At 63.9% G+C, this 16,018-nt stretch carries 26 protein-coding genes; 10 read left to right on the forward strand and 16 right to left on the reverse strand.

Annotation, left to right across the window (positions count from 1 at the left end):
* Nucleotides 1-105 precede the first annotated feature (105 nt).
* Together EV560_RS33715 and EV560_RS33720 are read right to left on the reverse strand one after the other, a co-directional pair.
* Nucleotides 106-891 carry an SOS response-associated peptidase gene (locus tag EV560_RS33715; protein ID WP_131860245.1) on the reverse strand — a complete coding sequence of 262 codons (786 nt, stop codon included), beginning with the start codon at nucleotides 889-891 and terminating at the stop codon, nucleotides 106-108.
* Between the two features lie 61 nt (nucleotides 892-952).
* Complete coding sequence (locus tag EV560_RS33720; RefSeq protein WP_207908180.1) at nucleotides 953-1,339, reverse strand: hypothetical protein; 387 nt, start codon at nucleotides 1,337-1,339, stop codon at nucleotides 953-955.
* A gap of 80 nt (nucleotides 1,340-1,419) precedes the next feature.
* On the opposite strand from EV560_RS33720, the gene EV560_RS33725 reads away from it, so the two are divergent.
* Together EV560_RS33725 and EV560_RS33730 are read left to right on the forward strand one after the other, a co-directional pair.
* A complete protein-coding gene (locus EV560_RS33725; protein WP_131860247.1) occupies nucleotides 1,420-1,641 on the forward strand; it encodes a hypothetical protein in 222 nt (73 codons plus the stop codon).
* Nucleotides 1,638-2,009, forward strand: a complete 372-nt coding sequence (locus EV560_RS33730; protein WP_131860248.1) for a hypothetical protein — start codon at nucleotides 1,638-1,640, stop codon at nucleotides 2,007-2,009. The genes EV560_RS33725 and EV560_RS33730 overlap by 4 nt, the downstream gene beginning before the upstream one ends.
* Here EV560_RS33730 and ligD read toward each other — a convergent pair.
* Entirely contained in the window at nucleotides 2,006-3,043 is a 1,038-nt protein-coding gene (gene ligD / locus EV560_RS33735) for a non-homologous end-joining DNA ligase (RefSeq protein ID WP_465247065.1), read from the reverse strand. The two genes, EV560_RS33730 and ligD, sit on opposite strands and share 4 nt — an antisense overlap.
* 125 nt (nucleotides 3,044-3,168) lie before the next feature.
* Here ligD and EV560_RS33740 point away from each other — a divergent pair, with 125 nt between their 5' ends.
* From EV560_RS33740 to EV560_RS33750, 4 genes are all read left to right on the forward strand, one after another.
* Nucleotides 3,169-3,378, forward strand: coding sequence for a hypothetical protein (locus EV560_RS33740; RefSeq protein ID WP_131860249.1), 210 nt, complete (start codon nucleotides 3,169-3,171; stop codon nucleotides 3,376-3,378).
* Nucleotides 3,379-3,767: 389 nt separating this feature from the next.
* Nucleotides 3,768-3,932 (forward strand): hypothetical protein, encoded by a 165-nt coding sequence (locus EV560_RS35970; protein ID WP_165923760.1) that lies wholly within the window; start codon nucleotides 3,768-3,770, stop codon nucleotides 3,930-3,932.
* 11 nt (nucleotides 3,933-3,943) lie between these two features.
* Nucleotides 3,944-4,237 (forward strand): DUF7696 family protein, encoded by a 294-nt coding sequence (locus EV560_RS33745; RefSeq protein WP_131860250.1) that lies wholly within the window; start codon nucleotides 3,944-3,946, stop codon nucleotides 4,235-4,237.
* A 216-nt stretch (nucleotides 4,238-4,453) separates the two neighbouring features.
* Complete coding sequence (locus EV560_RS33750) at nucleotides 4,454-5,227, forward strand: KilA-N domain-containing protein (RefSeq protein ID WP_131860251.1); 774 nt, start codon at nucleotides 4,454-4,456, stop codon at nucleotides 5,225-5,227.
* A 647-nt stretch (nucleotides 5,228-5,874) separates the two neighbouring features.
* Here the strand turns inward: EV560_RS33750 and EV560_RS33755 are convergent.
* The gene (locus EV560_RS33755) at nucleotides 5,875-6,222 is read right to left on the reverse strand and encodes a hypothetical protein (protein WP_131860252.1); all 348 of its coding nucleotides are present in this window, start codon (nucleotides 6,220-6,222) and stop codon (nucleotides 5,875-5,877) included.
* Nucleotides 6,223-6,382: 160 nt separating this feature from the next.
* Between EV560_RS33755 and EV560_RS33760 the strand changes: the two genes are divergently transcribed.
* Nucleotides 6,383-6,730, forward strand: coding sequence for a hypothetical protein (locus tag EV560_RS33760; protein WP_131860253.1), 348 nt, complete (start codon nucleotides 6,383-6,385; stop codon nucleotides 6,728-6,730).
* Between the two features lie 455 nt (nucleotides 6,731-7,185).
* On the opposite strand, the gene EV560_RS33765 is transcribed toward EV560_RS33760, so the two are convergent.
* The 5 genes from EV560_RS33765 to EV560_RS33785 form a co-directional block, all read right to left on the reverse strand.
* Nucleotides 7,186-7,572, reverse strand: a complete 387-nt coding sequence (locus tag EV560_RS33765) for a hypothetical protein (RefSeq protein ID WP_131860254.1) — start codon at nucleotides 7,570-7,572, stop codon at nucleotides 7,186-7,188.
* Nucleotides 7,559-8,020 carry a hypothetical protein gene (locus EV560_RS33770; RefSeq protein WP_131860255.1) on the reverse strand — a complete coding sequence of 154 codons (462 nt, stop codon included), beginning with the start codon at nucleotides 8,018-8,020 and terminating at the stop codon, nucleotides 7,559-7,561. The genes EV560_RS33765 and EV560_RS33770 overlap by 14 nt, the downstream gene beginning before the upstream one ends.
* A gap of 9 nt (nucleotides 8,021-8,029) precedes the next feature.
* Nucleotides 8,030-8,317 carry a Pam3-gp28 family putative phage holin gene (locus tag EV560_RS33775; RefSeq protein WP_131860256.1) on the reverse strand — a complete coding sequence of 96 codons (288 nt, stop codon included), beginning with the start codon at nucleotides 8,315-8,317 and terminating at the stop codon, nucleotides 8,030-8,032.
* 35 nt (nucleotides 8,318-8,352) lie between these two features.
* Entirely contained in the window at nucleotides 8,353-8,715 is a 363-nt protein-coding gene (locus tag EV560_RS33780; RefSeq protein ID WP_131860257.1) for a hypothetical protein, read from the reverse strand.
* A 312-nt stretch (nucleotides 8,716-9,027) separates the two neighbouring features.
* Nucleotides 9,028-9,798, reverse strand: a complete 771-nt coding sequence (locus tag EV560_RS33785; RefSeq protein WP_131860258.1) for a peptidoglycan recognition protein family protein — start codon at nucleotides 9,796-9,798, stop codon at nucleotides 9,028-9,030.
* 31 nt (nucleotides 9,799-9,829) lie between these two features.
* On the opposite strand from EV560_RS33785, the gene EV560_RS33790 reads away from it, so the two are divergent.
* On the forward strand, nucleotides 9,830-10,225 hold the full coding sequence (locus EV560_RS33790) for a hypothetical protein (RefSeq protein WP_131860259.1): 396 nt from the start codon (nucleotides 9,830-9,832) through the stop codon (nucleotides 10,223-10,225).
* 39 nt (nucleotides 10,226-10,264) lie between these two features.
* Here the strand turns inward: EV560_RS33790 and EV560_RS33795 are convergent, their stop codons facing one another.
* The 7 genes from EV560_RS33795 to EV560_RS33825 are packed head-to-tail and all read right to left on the reverse strand — an operon-like array spanning nucleotide 10,265 to nucleotide 15,105.
* Nucleotides 10,265-10,765 carry a DUF4376 domain-containing protein gene (locus tag EV560_RS33795; RefSeq protein ID WP_248312338.1) on the reverse strand — a complete coding sequence of 167 codons (501 nt, stop codon included), beginning with the start codon at nucleotides 10,763-10,765 and terminating at the stop codon, nucleotides 10,265-10,267.
* A 9-nt stretch (nucleotides 10,766-10,774) separates the two neighbouring features.
* Nucleotides 10,775-11,875: a glycine-rich domain-containing protein gene (locus tag EV560_RS33800; protein ID WP_131860260.1), complete on the reverse strand. Its 1,101-nt coding sequence runs from the start codon at nucleotides 11,873-11,875 to the stop codon at nucleotides 10,775-10,777.
* 18 nt (nucleotides 11,876-11,893) lie between these two features.
* Complete coding sequence (locus tag EV560_RS33805) at nucleotides 11,894-12,577, reverse strand: YmfQ family protein (protein WP_131860261.1); 684 nt, start codon at nucleotides 12,575-12,577, stop codon at nucleotides 11,894-11,896.
* The gene (locus EV560_RS33810; protein WP_131860262.1) at nucleotides 12,570-13,655 is read right to left on the reverse strand and encodes a baseplate J/gp47 family protein; all 1,086 of its coding nucleotides are present in this window, start codon (nucleotides 13,653-13,655) and stop codon (nucleotides 12,570-12,572) included. Before EV560_RS33810 ends, EV560_RS33805 begins: the two co-directional genes overlap by 8 nt.
* A gap of 6 nt (nucleotides 13,656-13,661) precedes the next feature.
* A complete protein-coding gene (locus EV560_RS33815; RefSeq protein ID WP_131860263.1) occupies nucleotides 13,662-14,156 on the reverse strand; it encodes a phage GP46 family protein in 495 nt (164 codons plus the stop codon).
* Nucleotides 14,153-14,434, reverse strand: coding sequence for a PAAR domain-containing protein (locus EV560_RS33820; RefSeq protein ID WP_131860264.1), 282 nt, complete (start codon nucleotides 14,432-14,434; stop codon nucleotides 14,153-14,155). The genes EV560_RS33815 and EV560_RS33820 overlap by 4 nt, the downstream gene beginning before the upstream one ends.
* Nucleotides 14,434-15,105, reverse strand: coding sequence for a hypothetical protein (locus EV560_RS33825; protein WP_131860265.1), 672 nt, complete (start codon nucleotides 15,103-15,105; stop codon nucleotides 14,434-14,436). Before EV560_RS33825 ends, EV560_RS33820 begins: the two co-directional genes overlap by 1 nt.
* Nucleotides 15,106-15,168: 63 nt before the next feature.
* On the opposite strand from EV560_RS33825, the gene EV560_RS33830 reads away from it, so the two are divergent.
* Together EV560_RS33830 and EV560_RS33835 are read left to right on the forward strand one after the other, a co-directional pair.
* A complete protein-coding gene (locus EV560_RS33830; RefSeq protein ID WP_131860266.1) occupies nucleotides 15,169-15,528 on the forward strand; it encodes a hypothetical protein in 360 nt (119 codons plus the stop codon).
* Nucleotides 15,529-15,579: 51 nt separating this feature from the next.
* Nucleotides 15,580-16,014 carry a hypothetical protein gene (locus EV560_RS33835; protein ID WP_131860267.1) on the forward strand — a complete coding sequence of 145 codons (435 nt, stop codon included), beginning with the start codon at nucleotides 15,580-15,582 and terminating at the stop codon, nucleotides 16,012-16,014.
* The last annotated feature ends 4 nt before the right edge of the window (nucleotides 16,015-16,018 follow it).

A 16,018-nucleotide genomic window follows, 5' to 3' on the forward strand; every position in this document is an offset into this window, starting at 1 on the left:
CAGGGCACATATTCAGGACTGCCGCGTAGCGCTGGTTCTCGACGGCCGCGAGCCGATAGCTGAGAAAAACCACCGCAATGGAAAGCACGACTATCGCAGCGTTCTTCATGAGGCTGAAACTCTGAAGGCCGGCGCCTGTAGTTCGTTGCCAGGGCTGATATCGAGCGCGTCAGCTGGCTGGTCGAACTTCGCTCCGCGCGCGACGACGGACAGCGAGCCGTCCGGCAACGGCCGCTGCAGATCATGCACCCGGTCCCAAGGCTCGGTCATCCAGCGCGCGCATTCCTCCGGCGTGGTCAGGATCACCGGCATGGCCCGGGGATGGTACTGCTTCACCTCGGTATTCGGATCGGTGGTGAGGAAGGCGAACAGGTCGATCGTCTCCTCGCCGTCCTTGATCTTGCGGACCGAGGTCCACTGTGGCGCCCAGATCCCTGCGAACATCGCGGTCGGCCGCTCCTCACCGAACGCGAACCAGACATCCTGCCGCGCCGATTGGTCGAACTCGCTGAAGCTGGTGAACGGTACGAGGCAGCGGCTCTCAACGCCGAGCCAGCGCTTCCAGTGTGAGCTCTTGGTGTTGCGCACGTTCGTCGTGCCGCGGTCGGGCTCCATGCGCAGGAGCTGATCGAAATCGACCTCTTTGCCCTTGGCGCGCAGCTTGTCGGCACGAACGGTCGCCGCGTCGAGCAAGGCCTTGCGCGACGAAGGCATGCCCCAGCGCACCATGGCGAGTTCAGGCTCAGCGCCAGCGACGTTTCGGATGATCGGCGCCGGCCGGTCAGGATTGATGTTCGGCTGCGGCGCCAGGTTCAATTCCCAGCCCCCAAACTTCGGGAACAGCCGCCGCATCGCGTCGACAGAGCGGGTATGGCTGTAGAGATTGCACATGCTGCCTGGCCTCCGATCTTGATGCGACTATAGCTTCGCCTGATTGCTGAACCAGCCCGGCTCACGGTCTGGATAGCCGCCGCCCTTCCTGCGGCGGTGGCTCATCATCCGATGGCAGCAGACTGTCCTTGCCGCCTTCGATCACGCGCAGGCCCGCCATAGTTGGCGGCAAGTCCGGCGGGTCGGTTCTGCGCATGTCCATGATGTAGGCCCCGCACTTCCGGCCGTATTTCTGCGGCTTGCGATGATCCGGCCGCCAGACGCAGCCCGACATGAAGACGGCGAGCAGCTCGTGAAGCTTCGCTTGCGCGCCGTATTTCTCCGCACAGGCCGCCAAACCCGCGTCGCCCCAGCGCCTGCAGTAGTCGCAGCGAAAGCGGATCACGATCCACGGATAGTGCCGGAGATCTGTGTCCAGCGTCGGCGGAATCGTTGGTCGTGGGGGCATCGGCGAGTGGCATTTGACTCTCTGGAAAATGAGAACGTAATAAGAACATTCGAGAGGGGTACGGAGTCAAGGAGGCCATCATGTCGCGTAGGAAGACGGCGCCCTGGACGGTTGAACTGTCACGGCAGAAAGGGGCCAGTCAGGTAATCGCGCGGTGCTGGCTCAGGGACGCGGCCGTGGCGGCGATCGAGCATGTCGAGCTCAAGGACGGCGAGAGCCTGACGCTGCTCGAGCGCGGCATCGTCAGGCGCATGCGCGGCCGGAACCTTGCTGTCTCGGAGCTCCCAGAAATCCCGTTTTGACCCGTGAGCACAGATATACGCTCCGGCACACCTGGCCGGGCGAGATCGAAGACGACTATCTGGTTTTCGATGAGGAAGGCGAGCAGATCGCTCGTATCCTTCATGACACATCGTCAGCGATGGGGCGCTGGCGCGTCATCATCCAGGGAACGGGATACTTGCCGATCTATGACGGCAAGTTCAACGCCATGGCCCCCAGTTTCGAAGCCGCCAAGGGGAAGGTGATGGAGCTCTGGCCGCAGTTCCGCGCCCATTGGACCGACGAGGAATATGAGAGGTCGCGCCAGAAGCGCCGCGAGAACGAAGAGCGCGAGCGAAATTCGCCGGCCCACAAGCATTGGCTCCGGCAGCGGGGCGCCCGCCGCTAGTCGAGAGTGTAGATATCCCCCATCTCAGCCTCTTCGCGCAGCCCTTTGAACGACGCATGCCGCAGCTTTGGCTCGTCGGTCCATCCGCGGAACTCGATCTCGGCCGCCAGCGCCGGCGTCAGCCATTTCGCGCCCTTTCGCTTCAGCCTGATCACCGGTGTCTCGATCACCAGCTTGTCCATCATCCGCTTCAGGGCCCGGCCACCGACCTCACCGAAGCCAGTGCCGACGCCGCCGACATAGGCCAAGCCGTCGCCCTGGCGTGCAGCTAGCAGCAGGCGCCCGATGCCGCCCAGCGCCGCGGTCGACGGCTCATAACCGATGATCAGGAACGTCTCGCTCTGGACGCACTTGATCTTGACCCATTCGCCGTAGCGGCCAGAGCGATAGCGGGCGCTGCGCTTCTTCGCGATGATGCCTTCGAGGCCGAGCGCACACGCCTGCTCGAGCAGCTCGGCGCCGGGCCTGTCGATATCCTCGCTCATGCTGATGCCCTGGACCGCCGCCTCGTCGAGCACGCCCTCGAGGAGCGCGCGACGCTCATCGAGCCGCAGCGAGCGGAGATCGTGGCCATTGAGATAGAGCAGGTCGAAGGCGTAGAGCGTCGCGGCGCCGGCCCGCAGCTTGCCGCCTCGCCCGCCGAGCGCCTTCTGCAGGGCGGAGAAATCGGCCCGGCCCTCAGCATCGAGCACGACGGCCTCGCCATCGATGATCGCGCTGTCGACGCCGAGGAGGCCGGCGGCCTTCGCCACGGTCGGGAAGCGCTCGGTCCAGTCATGGCCGCCGCGGGTGATGATGCGGATCTTGCCGCCCGGCTCAACATGGACGGCGAGACGATAGCCATCCCATTTCACCTCATAGGACCAGTCCGGTCCCTCCGGTACCTTCGGGACGAGAAGCGCCAGGCTCGGCTCGATGCGCTCCGGCATCGGATCGAAGATCAGCGCGCGTTGGCCGGCGGCAGAGCGGCGCGCGGCCGGTCCCTTCAAGGTCTCGGCGACAGGCCCCGACCGCAACACGCGACGCGCACACACTGACTGAAACTCCGCAACGCTACGCAGCGCCAACGGCGGCACATCGGAATCGTTCCAACCTTCTTGAAACCCTTGCAGGCAATGACAACTGATAGGCAGGTCTTTGGATCTTCGGGGCGGAACCTATGCAGAACGAACCATGCCGTGTGATTGCAGTCTCGGATGTCAAACAGATCATCGTCAGCGCGGACGCTAGCGAGGGTGCGATCCTGCTGTTTGAAGTGCCGGGGGAAGCCAATCTAGAGCTCAAGATCCCCGCGATCGCATTCGCAAAGCTGGAAGGCCTGCTCGCCAAGGCGAGCGCGGCCCAAGCGAAGCTCAACAGGCCACAGTGATGTCGGACAGGCCACCTCTGCCACCAGAAGCGCCCGCCGTCGAAATTCATTCAGATGATGAGTTCCGACGGACACTGCAGCGCGTTCGCGAGCTTGAGGAGGCCCAGGCGGATACCTCCGAAGCATTGGAGCGGGCCGCACTCCAGCGTGCTATCGCCGCGTTCATGGAACGGCGGCGCGTTTCCGGCACGGATTGGTCGAATTGAAGCTTGAACCACCGGACACCGAAGTGGCGTTGTTGATTGCGGCCGCCATTATCGCTGCGCTCGGCGCATGGGCCGTTGTCGGGTTCGCCCCGTTCTAGCGAGGCGTGCCGAACCCGGCTCTTGGTGTGCGGCAACACAAGCTGGCATCGTTAGCTTGTTCTGAACCGGAGGAGCCGCAAGGACATGCCCGATTTGCCGATCCCCTTGCGCCATGCTGGCGATGTCGAGCGCGCAGTCGAGCATGTCCAGGGATTGACGGGCTGCATCGAGGACAGCGCTGAAGAGAACGAGCTGATCGAGCTGGTCACCGCCCTCGACGAGTGGCTAAGGCATAACCCGATCGACTGAGAGATTCGGCCATGCCCACGCGCGACCCTGCCAACGAACCGATGGCCTTCAGCCTGCTCGCCAACCGCGAGGTTTCGACCTGGTCGGAGGAATGGCGCCACGAATGCGAGGTCACCTATCTGCTCGACATGCCCGCCGAGAAGCGTCGCGCGGTGCTCTATGGCGTCCAAGGCGGTGAAGGCGACGAGGCGAAGGGCATCAAGCACCATCGGGGCGATGCGGCAACGGCGCAGCTTGCCAGCGAGATCGAGCGGTTGAAGCGGTTGCGGGAAACAACAATCCGCGCGTCCGAAAAAAGTTCCTAGAAAAATTACTTCGAAACTTGAACTAATTTCGCCGCATCACCATGTGGGGCTGGCTTTGCAACTCCGCAAAGCAAAGCCGGGGCGCCAACCCCGGCTTTTAGTCCGCACATCGCCTTGGAAACTCTGTGCGGGATCGCAACGTTTCGCGTCCCACTTAAGTGGGGATAACTGCGGTTCTGTCAAGGGGCTCAAGGCATCACATAAGGATGTCTTTATATGCAGACCCATCTCGCTCTCATCCCGCATCAGGCGGAGGGAGCAACTATCTATCAGCGCCCTGAGGATGGTTACATCAACGCGACCGCGATGTGCCAGGCCGCCAACCGGAACTGGGCCGACTACCGTCGCCTCAAGACCACGGCCGAGTTTCTCGACGCCCTCTCGACCGATATGGGAATTCCCATAACGGAACTAGTTCAGTCAGTTAGCGGAGGAGAACCGCGGCTCCAGGGCACTTGGGTCCACCCTCAAGTTGCGATCAACCTGGCTCAGTGGTGCTCCCCTGCCTTTGCCGTGAGGGTGAGCCGTTGGGTGTCCGATTGGATGTCCGGTCGCACACCGACCGGCAAGAGTGCGCTTCCCTACCACCTGCAGCGCTATATCGAGAACAACGAGAGCGTGCCCCACGGGCATTTCTCAGTGTTGGCGGAGTTGTCGATCTTGCTGATCGCCCCGCTGGAAGCGATGGGATACAGGCTCCCCGCCAAGATGGTGCCCGATATCTCATCAGGCAGGCTCTTTTGCGATTGGCTTCGCAAGGAAAAGGGCCTGGATACCGACAAGCTTCCCACCTACTGGCATAGGTATCCGGATGGACGCCGAGTTCCGGCGAAGGCTTACCCCAACGATCTCCTTGCTGACTTCCGCGCGCACGTCGTCGACGTCTGGCTGCCGGAGCACGCTGGGGAATATTTCCGCAGACGCGACAGCGTAGCTCTGGAGTATCTTCCCAAGCTGATTGCGGGACCACGGAAGCCGCGAGCAGCATGACCAGCACGGCGATCATGAGGTCTGCTCCTGCCAAGCCCTGCGTTCTTTGTCTTGAGCAGGTCCGAAAGAGGCGCCACGATAAGCCCCATAGCCGGCTGGTCGTGGAGCATCGTGGACCCGATGTCGGCCACATGTTCGGCGGCGGCAGCGAAACGCGCTATCGCTGCCTCGACTGCGGAGAGACAATCATCCACTCAACGGACCGCGTCGACCCGCCCTGGTGTTGAATGCAAGCGGCAGCCCCCGTCACAATAGCCTGAACGCGAAAAAGGCCCCGCCGGCGCGAGCCGACGGGGCATAGTCTCATGACGTGGGACTGGCATCCCGCTCGCGAAACGCTGGCGCTCAGTACGGGTTCCAAACGAAAAAGCCCGCCGCTCCTTTCGGAACGGCGGGCCAAGTCATGGCATTCAAGAGACTGCGAGCTGGACTCTGCATCGCCGCGATTGTTTCAGCCTGCGGGCGTGCGGTCCGAAAGCGGGCCTTGAACGCCGGAGACGATCGAGCCGTAAATCAGCTTACGACGACCCCCAATATCAACGCGGCTGATGCAAATAGCAGTGAGACCGCCAGAGCCCGCTCAAGAACGTGGCGTGTGGGAAGCCCACGACCTGGGCCAAAGTCGATGGAAGACATTGCCGCGACCCTCACACAGGCAGATTTTCCTGATTGGCCGCTTTGACTCCATCGCCATATCCGTCGCAGTGAGCCAGGCTTGGGAGCCGGTCCAATTGCTCCAGCGCGTCCATGACATCGTCAAAGCTGACTGGATCAGCGACATATCGTGGGTGGCGAAGCGTCGGGCAGGACTCCACGGCGCACGCATCTGAAGCCCATGAGGCAAGAATTGCGCGCTTCTCGGCAACGTTCAGGTGGGTGGCCTGGACCACGTCAGCCGGCCCGGCAAAAAAGCGATCCGGATGCAGCAATCTGTCAAGAGCATTGTCTCGAACCGGGGTACCCGCGAGGGCGGGAATAACTGCTTGTTTCGTCATTGTTGCGCTCTCCCAATTCACTCCTTTCGACGACGCGAAGAGCATTCGCGCGGATGATTTTGTGATCGCGTGCGGCGAGTTCAAGGGGCCGCTTTCAGCCCCTTGTCGGTCGCCGATCGGGACCTAAATCTCCGCCGTTCGTATATGCCTGGAGAGAAGGATGAACGACTATTCGGATCAGCAACGAGGCGCGTTCGACCGTCAGGAGGAGGACGGAACGCAGAGGTTCAAGAAGATTCTTGCTGACGAGGCGAACACCATTTTCGGGGTCAAGGACGCCATACTGGCAGTCATGCTCCGGGATGGAGCGGCGACCTGGCAGACTGTCGAAGGCCATCTCAGCGCCGAGTACTCTAGGGCGCAGGGAGAGTTCACCCGCTTCAGGCTGGAAGCGACCCTTAATCATCTACGCCGACTTTCCAGCAAGCCCGCGGAGCCAGAAGATGGACCGGGCGAAACAAGGAAGCCCCCGCCAGCCGAAGCTGAGGGGACCGGGAGTTCATGGTGATGCAAGGGACTGCCGAAAAACGCGCGCTGGCCTAGCATGTTCCTGACGCGAAAAGGCCCGGCCCCGCCGAAGCGAGACCGGGCCAAAATGTAAGGGTCTCAAAAGCCGGTTGCGTCGCCCGTGCGCGGTAGGTTTCCGCTCCGAAGAGCTGGGGAGGGAGGACCGAAGCAGTTCCCCTTTGCTCACCGGCGACGCCTTTGCAGCGTATCTGAGATCCGGATGAAGCCAACCGAAAAAGGCCGGCGCCACCCCGAAGGATGACGCCGGCCACTGATTCTGAAATGCCGGCCCGGAGTTATCCCAGCCCTCCGAACCCCACCTTACCAATGGGATTGGTCCTGGATACAGCCCTAGGTAGGGTTGAATGCCATAGGTGACGGTTGTCCCCGAAATCCCCAGCGAAATAAGGCGGCTGGTTGGGAGGGCGCGCAGTGAGGCGGTGTTGCCCGGCAATCTCAGGGCGGCTTTCGCCGGCGATTGATGGGTGCCCGCTTCGGCCCGAGCTCGCGCAACATCTGCTGCGCCATAATCTCGGCCCGTCGCACGATTTCCTCTTCCTTCTCTTCGTCCTGGGCACGCTCGAGCAGGAGATCGCGGATCGCTTCCAGTGCGACGGCGATCCGCTCGTTCACCGCTGCCGTCTTCTCCTGCGCGGCGGCGATCGCGCGGAATGGCCCCATGTCGGCGATCGTGCCGCCGGCAACGACGACATCGGCCGCGTTAGGCTGAGGCGGCGCTTTCCGCTCCTTGAGGTACTTCGCCGCCGCCAGCCAGGCAGCAACGATACCAACACCGATGGTCGCGGCGACGTTTTCGACAGTCAGCGAGCTAAGGTCCATCATCCCGGGCCTTGTCCATCTTGGCGGCGTCTGACGCGGCAGCGACCACGTTCATGAGGTCGAGCACGAGCAGGCCGGGATAGACGGCAAGGCCAGTCGTCGTCGTCTCGGCGGCCAACAGGCCGAAGGTGATCTGGAGCCAGAGAAAGCAGGACAGGAACGAAGCCACCATGCGCACGTGCGGCGACCAACGGCCGTACCAGGTGTCATGGAAGGTGCCATTGACGATCAGAGCCGCGAAGCGGAACACGCCCGTCGCGATCGCCCAGACCGCCCATGTACCCTCGCCGGCCAGAGCGGCCATCTGGGCCCACGACACCGACCGCGCAAAGGTCTCATCCGGCCCGAACAGGATCCAGCCCCACACGACCATGATCCCGGCCAGCACCCATTCGGAGCGCCGCGCGGGAAAGTGGTCGTGGATGCCGCGATAGACGCGCAGGATGACCATCGCCCCGGCCTATTTCGCGACCTGTACCGTAGGATCGGCCACCTGCTCCTTGATCGCCTGGCCGGCGTCGGTCGGCTTCAGCTTGACGTCGATCACCTCAGGCAGCGCCGCGGCCGACGCGACCAGTCCGGCCTTGCGGCGGATGTAAAGGCTGTAGCCGGTTGTGAGCAGCGTCATGGTCGCGCCCACAATCATCTGCATTGATCCGTCGTCCATATAGCCGCGCGTCACCAGCGCCGCTCCGGCGGTCTGGAGGAGCGTGCGGACGAGGCTCCAGAACTGCTCCATCGTGAACATGATGCGCTCCTTGATGATCTTCGTTGCGCAGAAGCTCAGCGGCCGGCGCGGGCCGCCGCGATGGCGGCGTAGGCGCTGGCCAAAGAAGCGAGCGCCTCGCTGACGCTCCGAGGCGGCGCGGCGCAGAAGGTCGCGACGGCGATCCGCGCGTCCTGGGCGGCCTGCTGGACCTTCGAGGGGGAGAGGAGGTCGACCGCGAGCGCGGCGGTCTGCACGGTCGCGCATTGCTCGGCGAGCTTGGCGCTGACCTTCTCGATTCGAGGGTCGATCGAGGTCTCGCCGACGATCGCGCCGACGCCGGCGGCGATCTGGCCCCAGGCGCCGGGGTTGTTGAGGCTCTGGCAGCCGGCAAGCGCCAGCGCGCCCAAGGCGACGAGCGCCAGGACGATACGGTTCATGATGATGCTCCGATTATGGGGATGCGGCTGGCCCGGCCGCTGCGGGAACCGAAGCCACTCATCCGCGTAATTGCTGCGGAGAGAGCGGCTATGGGTTTTGGTACCGAGTTTGAATGCAGCGGTTGCGGCTCGCCGGCGGTGTCCCTGCCGACAAAACTCTCGGATGTCGCGGTGGTCCGCTGCGCCGCGTGTCGCGCGGAAATCGGGACATGGTACGATTACAAGAAGAGAATTTGCGGTACGCTGAGGCGCCTGGGTGTTGGCCTTAGCGCCGACCCAATCTTGCTACCTCATGAACCGACACCAGCCCCGTCAGAGGACCGCTTGAACCTGGCGCCGGAGCAAATCACCGCACGCGGCCGCGCCGACGATCGAAGGGTCGAACGCTAGCCGCGCAATATCCCACTTGCCTTTCTGCTTGATGCCGAGATTGGCCTGGACCTCGGCATGCGAGAGCACGGTCTTGGGCGTGACCGGAATGCCGTAGCGCCGGCACAGATCAGCGACGACGGCCGGGACAGCGTCCCACTGCACCTTCGTCATCGGCGCGCTGCCCGGTTTGAAGGGTTTCTCGACGGCGCCGGCCATGCAGCAGAGTGAGACCCCGATTGAGCCCGTGTTGCAGTTGAGCGTGTGCGCGGCGTAGCCGGTCTTCGCGCCCCGTGCATCGTTCAACGCAATGGAAGGGATGCCGCGGACGAGCTTTCCATCGCTCTCGACGAGGATATGATAGTGGCTGCGGTCGAGACCTGACGCCGTATGGTTGCCGGCGGTCCAGTGGACTATGAGGCGGCTCATCTGGGCCGCTGGCATCCAGTCGAGCGGCACGATGCGCAGGCCGCCGCCCCCGCCGCTGCCAGGGTCATTGCTTCCGGGCACAACCTGAACCGGTCCGCCCTTGGCTAGCGCTGCCTTGGCCAGAGCTGCGGTGGTGAGTGGCCCCACAACGCCGTCCGGCTTGAGCCCCGCGGCGCGCTGGAACGCGACCACGGCCGCCGTCGTCTTCCTGCCCGGCAGCCCGTCGACCGGCCCAGGGTCATAGCCAAGCGAAAGCAACGCCCGCTGCACAGCGGTCGTGTCCATGATAAAACTCCATTGGCAATAGGGGGATCAGATGATCCAGACTCAGGAACGGCTGCGCATCGCTGTCAGCGAGGACCGGCGCACCGTTACTGTCGAATTCATGCCACCGAGCGGCGTAAGCGGTTCACTGACGCTTGAGGCCGAACAGCTGCTGACTTTGATTCAGAGCCTCGGCAAGGTGCACGCCATGATGACGGAAGAGCGAGATCAGCCAGCACTTGAGGGCGTAACGATAGAGAGCGCCTTTAACAGGCGGTGGCATGTACAGCCGGAGTTGATTGGTGAGGCCACATCTCTGAGCTTCCACCACCCCGCATATGGACCGGTCTCGTTTCTGGTTCCGATAGACCAGGTTGCGCACATGACCCGTCTGCTGACGGAACAGCTCGAGGCACACCAGGCACTACGAGGAAGCGCACCACAGTAGCGCCCAGAAAGGAGCCGGGGCGGCTAGCTAGGCGAGCCGTCAGTCGAAAGCGGCGTCTACTTCTTCAGGAGTCGTGATCTCGCCGGCTTCGATCTCGGCCTTCACCTCGGCGAAGGTGGCAAAGCCTTGATTGACATGGGCCTGTACGGCGTCGCTGATCGCGACAATCGCCGCCGCGTCGATCGGATATGTGCCCCCATCAGCGCCGTGCCAGATGGTCGACCAATCCGGATCGGCCTCCGCCGCGACGCGCGCGCCCATGATCATGATCTTGCTTCGATCGTCGGTCGCGATCGGCACGCCGGAAATGGTGATCCCGCCGACCTCCTGACGCCAGCGCCGATCGGCAGCATAGGCGAGCAGGTCGATCGGCGGAGATGCTGGGGGCGGATGGAAAGCCCCTGCCTCGTCCATCGTCCAATTCTCGGCGATGCCCTCGACGCCTGAAACGTCGACAAGCCGCTGGGGCGCGGGCCATACCCCAGGGTTGTCCTGAAAGAGCTCGCAAACGCGGCCGCTCTCATCGATCATCGCGAACATGGTCAATCCTCACCAGGAGATCGTAACGAGGCCACCGGCCCCGGTGCCGGGCGCGGCGGTGTTGCTCGTGCCGCCGCCACCGCCAGAGCCGAAGATTGCACCCTGCGCGGAGGGGTAGCCGCCGCCACCCGCTAGGGGCGACGCGCCGCCAAAGCCGCCGTAGTAGTTTGAACCAATCACCTGGCCGGCTTGGCCTGCGCCACCAGCAGGCTGAAACGACCCGCCGGACGTGGTTCCGCCGGTGCCGAAGGCTCCGACCGTTGTGGCAGATGCCGCACCGCCGCCGCCGCCGCCGCCGCCGGCCGACAGGAACACGCCCGTAACAGGTCCAGCAACGGCCGAAACGAACGAGCCGGTACCGTTACCTCCCGCAAGTCCCGAGCCGCCTGCCGCCCCTCCGGTACCGGCCTGGATAGTCAGGGTTGCGCCCGGCAATACTGGAAACCAATTTTCCGCATAGCCACCGCCACCACCGCCGCCGCCCGACGCGTTGAAGACCGCGCCGCCGCCGCCGCCTCCCGCTCCCCAGGCGCGGATGAACATGCGGGTCACACCGGTCGGGACGACGAGCGAGCCAGAGAAGCCCGCCTGGCCGCCCGCGCCCGCGAAGGCCTGCGTGACGAAGAACGTCTCCAGCTGAGTGACGAGCTGAAAGATCGTACCGTTATAAGTGACCTGGAAAATCTGCCCGATGACGATGTCGCCGGCCGTCAGCGCGGCGCCGTTGCGCCTCTGGATCGCCAGCGCTCCGAGGCCGTTGACGTTGAGCGTCGCGGGGCCGGTGTTCGTAGCGCCCGCGACGATGCGGAGCGGGACGCCGACAAGCTGCGTCAAGTTTTGAAAGGCCGGTGACGGCGTGATCGTGATCGCGTTGGCTGTTCCAGCCGGCACGAAATAGCCGCCGCCAAACTTCCGAACGGCTCGCAGAAGCTGAGATAAATCGGCGCCAGCCGGGGTGAGGGCAGCAGCCGCAATCAGGGCCAAGATTTCCCGTTGCGGATGCTCAAATGCAGCAGCTGGCGGGATCGACCCCATCTGCCCGGTGGAGGGGTTGCCATTGACATAGGGCGCGTTCGGGTCGAGCGACCCGTACGGTGCAACGTATTCCATGTGAGAAGGCTCCGGGCGTCAGGGCGTCCCGGTCATCGGCCCAAGCGGATCGATGCCGGTATAGTCGAAGAACACTTCGGTGTGGGCCGGCTTGAAGCGACGGATCAGGCATTCGAGGTCCGTCGCCAGGCCAATACGCAGATGCGGATCGACACCAGCCTGCCCAGCGTTGGCGCGAAACCACGTCAGCCGAGCCGCGGCCATATGGATGTTCCAGTAATACCGGACCTCAGCGGGGCCGATCTCCCAACGGAAATCCGGGGCATCGTCATATCGGGTGTCCCCCACATGCGAGATGCCGGCCATGAACGGCGAATGCTCGGTGATCGTGATTTCATAGCCCAGCGACGCGGCGAGGCCGATGAAGAAGGCCCGCGATTGCCCGCCAAGCATCGTCAGCCGAGCGACCAATGCCCGCTGGCGATCGCCGATCGTGAGAGGTTCGGCCAGGCAGGCATCCGGCAGTCCGGCCATCCGCTCCCAGTCCTCAAGCAACTCGATCGTCGCGCGCGGATCGCTCTCTCGCTCAAGCAAGTCGGCCGCTCTCGCGTCGACCCGATCGCCCCAGATCTCGGCGAGGCCGGCCACGAGCCCCATGAGCGCCGTGCCTGTCTCCCGCGGCCAAGCCGGGCCCGGCGGAAGGAGTGCGGCCAGCGCCTCGGCGTAGTCGGCTCCGCTGCGCTGGACGTGCTGATCAGGCATAGGTCACGGTTCCAGGGACGGCGATATGCCCCTTGGAGGGCATGACGTGGTCGGTCATGGTGAGGTTGAAGCTTTCGACGCCAGATGCGGACAAGACCGCCGCGCTGACCCATTCGCGATGGATCGTCTGAGCATCCTGAGCTACCCCGTTCAGGGCGTAAGCGGGTCGCGCGCGCTCATTGAGCATGGCAGCGACAGCAGCCTCCAGGTTGAAGCGCGTCTCCGCGCTATCGGTCACCAGACCGGAGATGGTGAAGTTGATAGGCTCTGAAATCGGAGCCAGAACGAACAGGTCCTTGACCGAGACTGGGCGCAACGCATCGATATGAGCCTGAACGGCCTCGACATCCTCCGGCAGCGGGAAGCCGTCGTTCGATGCGCGCAACTCGTCCATCATGAACCGAACCGTCACGCTTCCGGCGCCCATCTCCATTGGCGATGTCCAAGCCCGCGTGACGCCCGGGACTTCGAGCGCCCACGCGACATAGTCGTCGGCGTCGCCGCCCATCGGCGGCTTGCGGATGCGATCTAGGATTCGACCTCGAAGGTCTTCATCACTCTCGGCATCGACGCCGCCGGCGATCGTGCCCGCGGTGGCGGCCGCATCGAGACCGGGGATCGCGGTCGACACCGTCAGGCCGGCGCCTGCCGTCTGATTTCCGACGAGACCGGGCGTCAGCGCGCGGACGGCGACGGACGTTGGGCTTCCGGTCAGCGTCGCAAGCGCGAGCGTCTCGTACTCCACCGGCCCGGCGGCGAGCAGGGTTCCGGAAGGGACATCCGTGCCGGCGATGCCCTGCAGAAGCGCAGTGCCCTCGGCGAAGGTCGCGGCCTTGCGCCCGCTGAGCCAGATCTGGCCGAAGCGGTCCAGCCATTCGCGCTCGGCGGTGTCGACCATGAGCTGACGCGCCAGCCAGTCGAGATACTGCAGCGTGAGCGCAGCGAGGCCCGAATTCGCATCGCTCAGCACGCGCAGCACCGAGTTCGGCACGCTGGCATCTGCGCCCGGCAGGTACGCCGCGATGAAGTCGCGATTCAGCCCTCGCAGTTCAGCGAGTGTTGGCGTGGTCCATGGCATGGGTGATCAGGCTCCGATCTCGGTCCAGAGATCCGCATAGCGAAGCGCTATCGCCGGCTGTGCGCCGCGGTAGAAGGTGGCCAGCACATCGATTCGGCCGGTGTCGGTCCGCTCAGCGCGTACCTCGACGCTGGTCGCGATCTGCCGATCGACGAAGGGCTGCAGCGCCTCCCGGACGAATTCCTCAGCCCTGGCGATCGTCGAACCCTGGCGAGCCTCGGGGCCCGTGATCTTATCCCGGGACATCAGCCAGAGGCGCGTGCCGATCGGCCACCCGTCATGGATGACCTCGGCATCGAGATCGCCCCACCAGCCCCGCCGGTCGCTATCGTTCGGATCAGGCAAGACGTCCGCTGGCAGCGCCAAGCGATCCGTGCCCAGCGCGACGGTCGCGGCCGTTGCCAGTTCCTGCGTCGTGTCGAGCTCGCCGGTGGGCGTCAGCAGCCAATCGAGCGTTACCGCTTCCGGCGTCACGATCTGGACGATGCGGATATCGGTCATGCCACATCCACGAGAGAGCTGAAGCCGACCGCCATGGGATCGCAGTGCGGCGGGATTGGACAGAGAGCATCAGGTGCTGCGTGGTCGCCGACGACGATCACCCCTCTGCCGTTGATGGTCAGCCAGGCGTGCGAGGTGATCAGTGCCCCGCCGCCGTGGCTGTTCTGATCGCCCTCGACCGCCCAGAGCTTCCCGTCCACCGTGACATGCCCCTGTCCGGAGACGATTGTGGTCGCGCCGCAGTTGCGGACGTCCCCGTGGCGATGAGCGAAGGCCATCAGGCGGACAGTGCTCGGCCCTGCGCTGGCGCGAAGAGCGGGTGGATGACCTTGTTTTCGGAGCCGAGCTCATCGGCTCGATCACCCGCGCCGTACAGCCTTTGCGAGAGAGTGAGCGTAGGCATGGCTCGCGCATAGGAGTAAGGCACCATCTGCGGCAACGGTCGCCCGCGCATCGCGAGGTCCCGCGTCACTGCCGCATGGAGCGCGACAAAGTCCCGGTACCCGACATTGTCCCCGCTGTCGGCAGCAATCTCGATTGCCGGCGAGAATGCCGAGCTGATCCGGCTCGACGCAGCGCGAACGTCCTCGCGGCTTCGGAAGTTGGTTTCGCCCAGCGCCGTCGCCATGCCGATCAATGCGAAGCGGATGCAGGCGATCCTGCCGGCCTGCCCCGTCTTCGTGGTGAGGCTGACGCTCTCAGCCAGCGCCCGCACCCGATCCATGCTGTCGAAATCGGCCCCCGCGATGGATGCGGCCCGAAAGGCGGCGTCGAGCGCGGTCCCCATAGTCTTCTGACGGATGTGGAGCTCGGCACGATCGACCAAGTCTCCCACGGACCGTCGCACATCGGCGGCGAGATCCGCATCATCGGCCGAAGTCGCATCGATCAGTGCCGCTCCGACGCGGGCAATCAGCGCAACTGTCTCAGAGATTGCAGTTAAGGCCATTTGCCACCAGTTCTTGCATCGCTGAAAGTCTTCGGCATGATGACGCTTCCGGGGGGATTTCGAATGAACGACACCATTGCGGGCGCCGGGGTAATCACTCTCGCAGTGATGTATCTCCCGACCTTGATTGCCGTTTTCGGAGCGCGACGCTTTCTGCCGTTCCTTGGCGTGGGCACATTGAACACAATCAGTGTGTTGCTGGCGCTTCCGGCTTTTCTTCTCGCCGTGCTCTGTTGGTTTGCTGCGCTATTCATCGCGATCAGCGCGTCCAACCGGACCCGTCGCGACGTGCAGCACAAGGAGCTGATCCGTGCGGTGAAGCAGCAGGCCGTCACCCCTCAGAAGATCGAGCCGCCGATGTACGAGGGACCGCCCCGCATGGGCCAATCATCTTGGTGGCCTCAGCCGCAGAAGCGTGACTAGATTTGAACGCTCGCAACCGCAACGCGAGCTTGGAATCGGGAGAAAGTTGGGATGCGTCTTCTTTCAGCCGCCCTCGTGGGGCTCTCGGTGCTCGCTTCAGGCGGCGCGGTTGGCCAGGAGCGAACCGCCTTCGCCGCCGGCACTCCGTGGAAGAAAGACCCGATCGTCAGCAAAGTCGGCGCACCGCTCTCGATCTACGATCCTCAAGGCATGGCGAAGCCCGCCGGCACTGTTCGAGACTGGCTTATCGGCCACGACCAATCAAAGAACGATTGCGAGGTTACGGAAACCGTCCGAGATAAGCAGATGTGGATCGTCTGCACCAGGCGCGGGCTTTATGGCGACCCGCCCCACAAGCTGGTTTTCGCTTATCAAGCGAGCGTTTTCGCGGCTGGATCGGTCCTGATCAATTTCGCCACGGCCGACGGTAATCCGCTTGTCGGCCGTGACCTGATCGATCACTTCAGGGACGAAATCCAAGATTGATCTC

The organism is Allobosea sp. BK604, assembly GCF_004341515.1.
GTDB lineage: Bacteria > Pseudomonadota > Alphaproteobacteria > Rhizobiales > Beijerinckiaceae > Allobosea.

What these genes read in the sequence shown, in the direction of transcription:
- EV560_RS33715 (WP_131860245.1), bottom strand. Translation starts at nt 891, where the DNA reads ATGTGCAATCTCTACAGCCATACCCGCTCTGTCGACGCGATGCGGCGG.
- EV560_RS33720 (WP_207908180.1), bottom strand. Translation starts at nt 1,339, where the DNA reads ATGCCCCCACGACCAACGATTCCGCCGACGCTGGACACAGATCTCCGG.
- EV560_RS33725 (WP_131860247.1), top strand. Translation starts at nt 1,420, where the DNA reads ATGTCGCGTAGGAAGACGGCGCCCTGGACGGTTGAACTGTCACGGCAG.
- EV560_RS33740 (WP_131860249.1), top strand. Translation starts at nt 3,169, where the DNA reads ATGCAGAACGAACCATGCCGTGTGATTGCAGTCTCGGATGTCAAACAG.
- EV560_RS35970 (WP_165923760.1), top strand. Translation starts at nt 3,768, where the DNA reads ATGCCCGATTTGCCGATCCCCTTGCGCCATGCTGGCGATGTCGAGCGC.
- EV560_RS33745 (WP_131860250.1), top strand. Translation starts at nt 3,944, where the DNA reads ATGCCCACGCGCGACCCTGCCAACGAACCGATGGCCTTCAGCCTGCTC.
- EV560_RS33750 (WP_131860251.1), top strand. Translation starts at nt 4,454, where the DNA reads ATGCAGACCCATCTCGCTCTCATCCCGCATCAGGCGGAGGGAGCAACT.
- EV560_RS33755 (WP_131860252.1), bottom strand. Translation starts at nt 6,222, where the DNA reads ATGACGAAACAAGCAGTTATTCCCGCCCTCGCGGGTACCCCGGTTCGA.
- EV560_RS33760 (WP_131860253.1), top strand. Translation starts at nt 6,383, where the DNA reads ATGAACGACTATTCGGATCAGCAACGAGGCGCGTTCGACCGTCAGGAG.
- EV560_RS33765 (WP_131860254.1), bottom strand. Translation starts at nt 7,572, where the DNA reads ATGATGGACCTTAGCTCGCTGACTGTCGAAAACGTCGCCGCGACCATC.
- EV560_RS33770 (WP_131860255.1), bottom strand. Translation starts at nt 8,020, where the DNA reads ATGGTCATCCTGCGCGTCTATCGCGGCATCCACGACCACTTTCCCGCG.
- EV560_RS33775 (WP_131860256.1), bottom strand. Translation starts at nt 8,317, where the DNA reads ATGTTCACGATGGAGCAGTTCTGGAGCCTCGTCCGCACGCTCCTCCAG.
- EV560_RS33780 (WP_131860257.1), bottom strand. Translation starts at nt 8,715, where the DNA reads ATGAACCGTATCGTCCTGGCGCTCGTCGCCTTGGGCGCGCTGGCGCTT.
- EV560_RS33785 (WP_131860258.1), bottom strand. Translation starts at nt 9,798, where the DNA reads ATGGACACGACCGCTGTGCAGCGGGCGTTGCTTTCGCTTGGCTATGAC.
- EV560_RS33790 (WP_131860259.1), top strand. Translation starts at nt 9,830, where the DNA reads ATGATCCAGACTCAGGAACGGCTGCGCATCGCTGTCAGCGAGGACCGG.
- EV560_RS33795 (WP_248312338.1), bottom strand. Translation starts at nt 10,765, where the DNA reads ATGTTCGCGATGATCGATGAGAGCGGCCGCGTTTGCGAGCTCTTTCAG.
- EV560_RS33800 (WP_131860260.1), bottom strand. Translation starts at nt 11,875, where the DNA reads ATGGAATACGTTGCACCGTACGGGTCGCTCGACCCGAACGCGCCCTAT.
- EV560_RS33805 (WP_131860261.1), bottom strand. Translation starts at nt 12,577, where the DNA reads ATGCCTGATCAGCACGTCCAGCGCAGCGGAGCCGACTACGCCGAGGCG.
- EV560_RS33810 (WP_131860262.1), bottom strand. Translation starts at nt 13,655, where the DNA reads ATGCCATGGACCACGCCAACACTCGCTGAACTGCGAGGGCTGAATCGC.
- EV560_RS33815 (WP_131860263.1), bottom strand. Translation starts at nt 14,156, where the DNA reads ATGACCGATATCCGCATCGTCCAGATCGTGACGCCGGAAGCGGTAACG.
- EV560_RS33820 (WP_131860264.1), bottom strand. Translation starts at nt 14,434, where the DNA reads ATGGCCTTCGCTCATCGCCACGGGGACGTCCGCAACTGCGGCGCGACC.
- EV560_RS33825 (WP_131860265.1), bottom strand. Translation starts at nt 15,105, where the DNA reads ATGGCCTTAACTGCAATCTCTGAGACAGTTGCGCTGATTGCCCGCGTC.
- EV560_RS33830 (WP_131860266.1), top strand. Translation starts at nt 15,169, where the DNA reads ATGAACGACACCATTGCGGGCGCCGGGGTAATCACTCTCGCAGTGATG.
- EV560_RS33835 (WP_131860267.1), top strand. Translation starts at nt 15,580, where the DNA reads ATGCGTCTTCTTTCAGCCGCCCTCGTGGGGCTCTCGGTGCTCGCTTCA.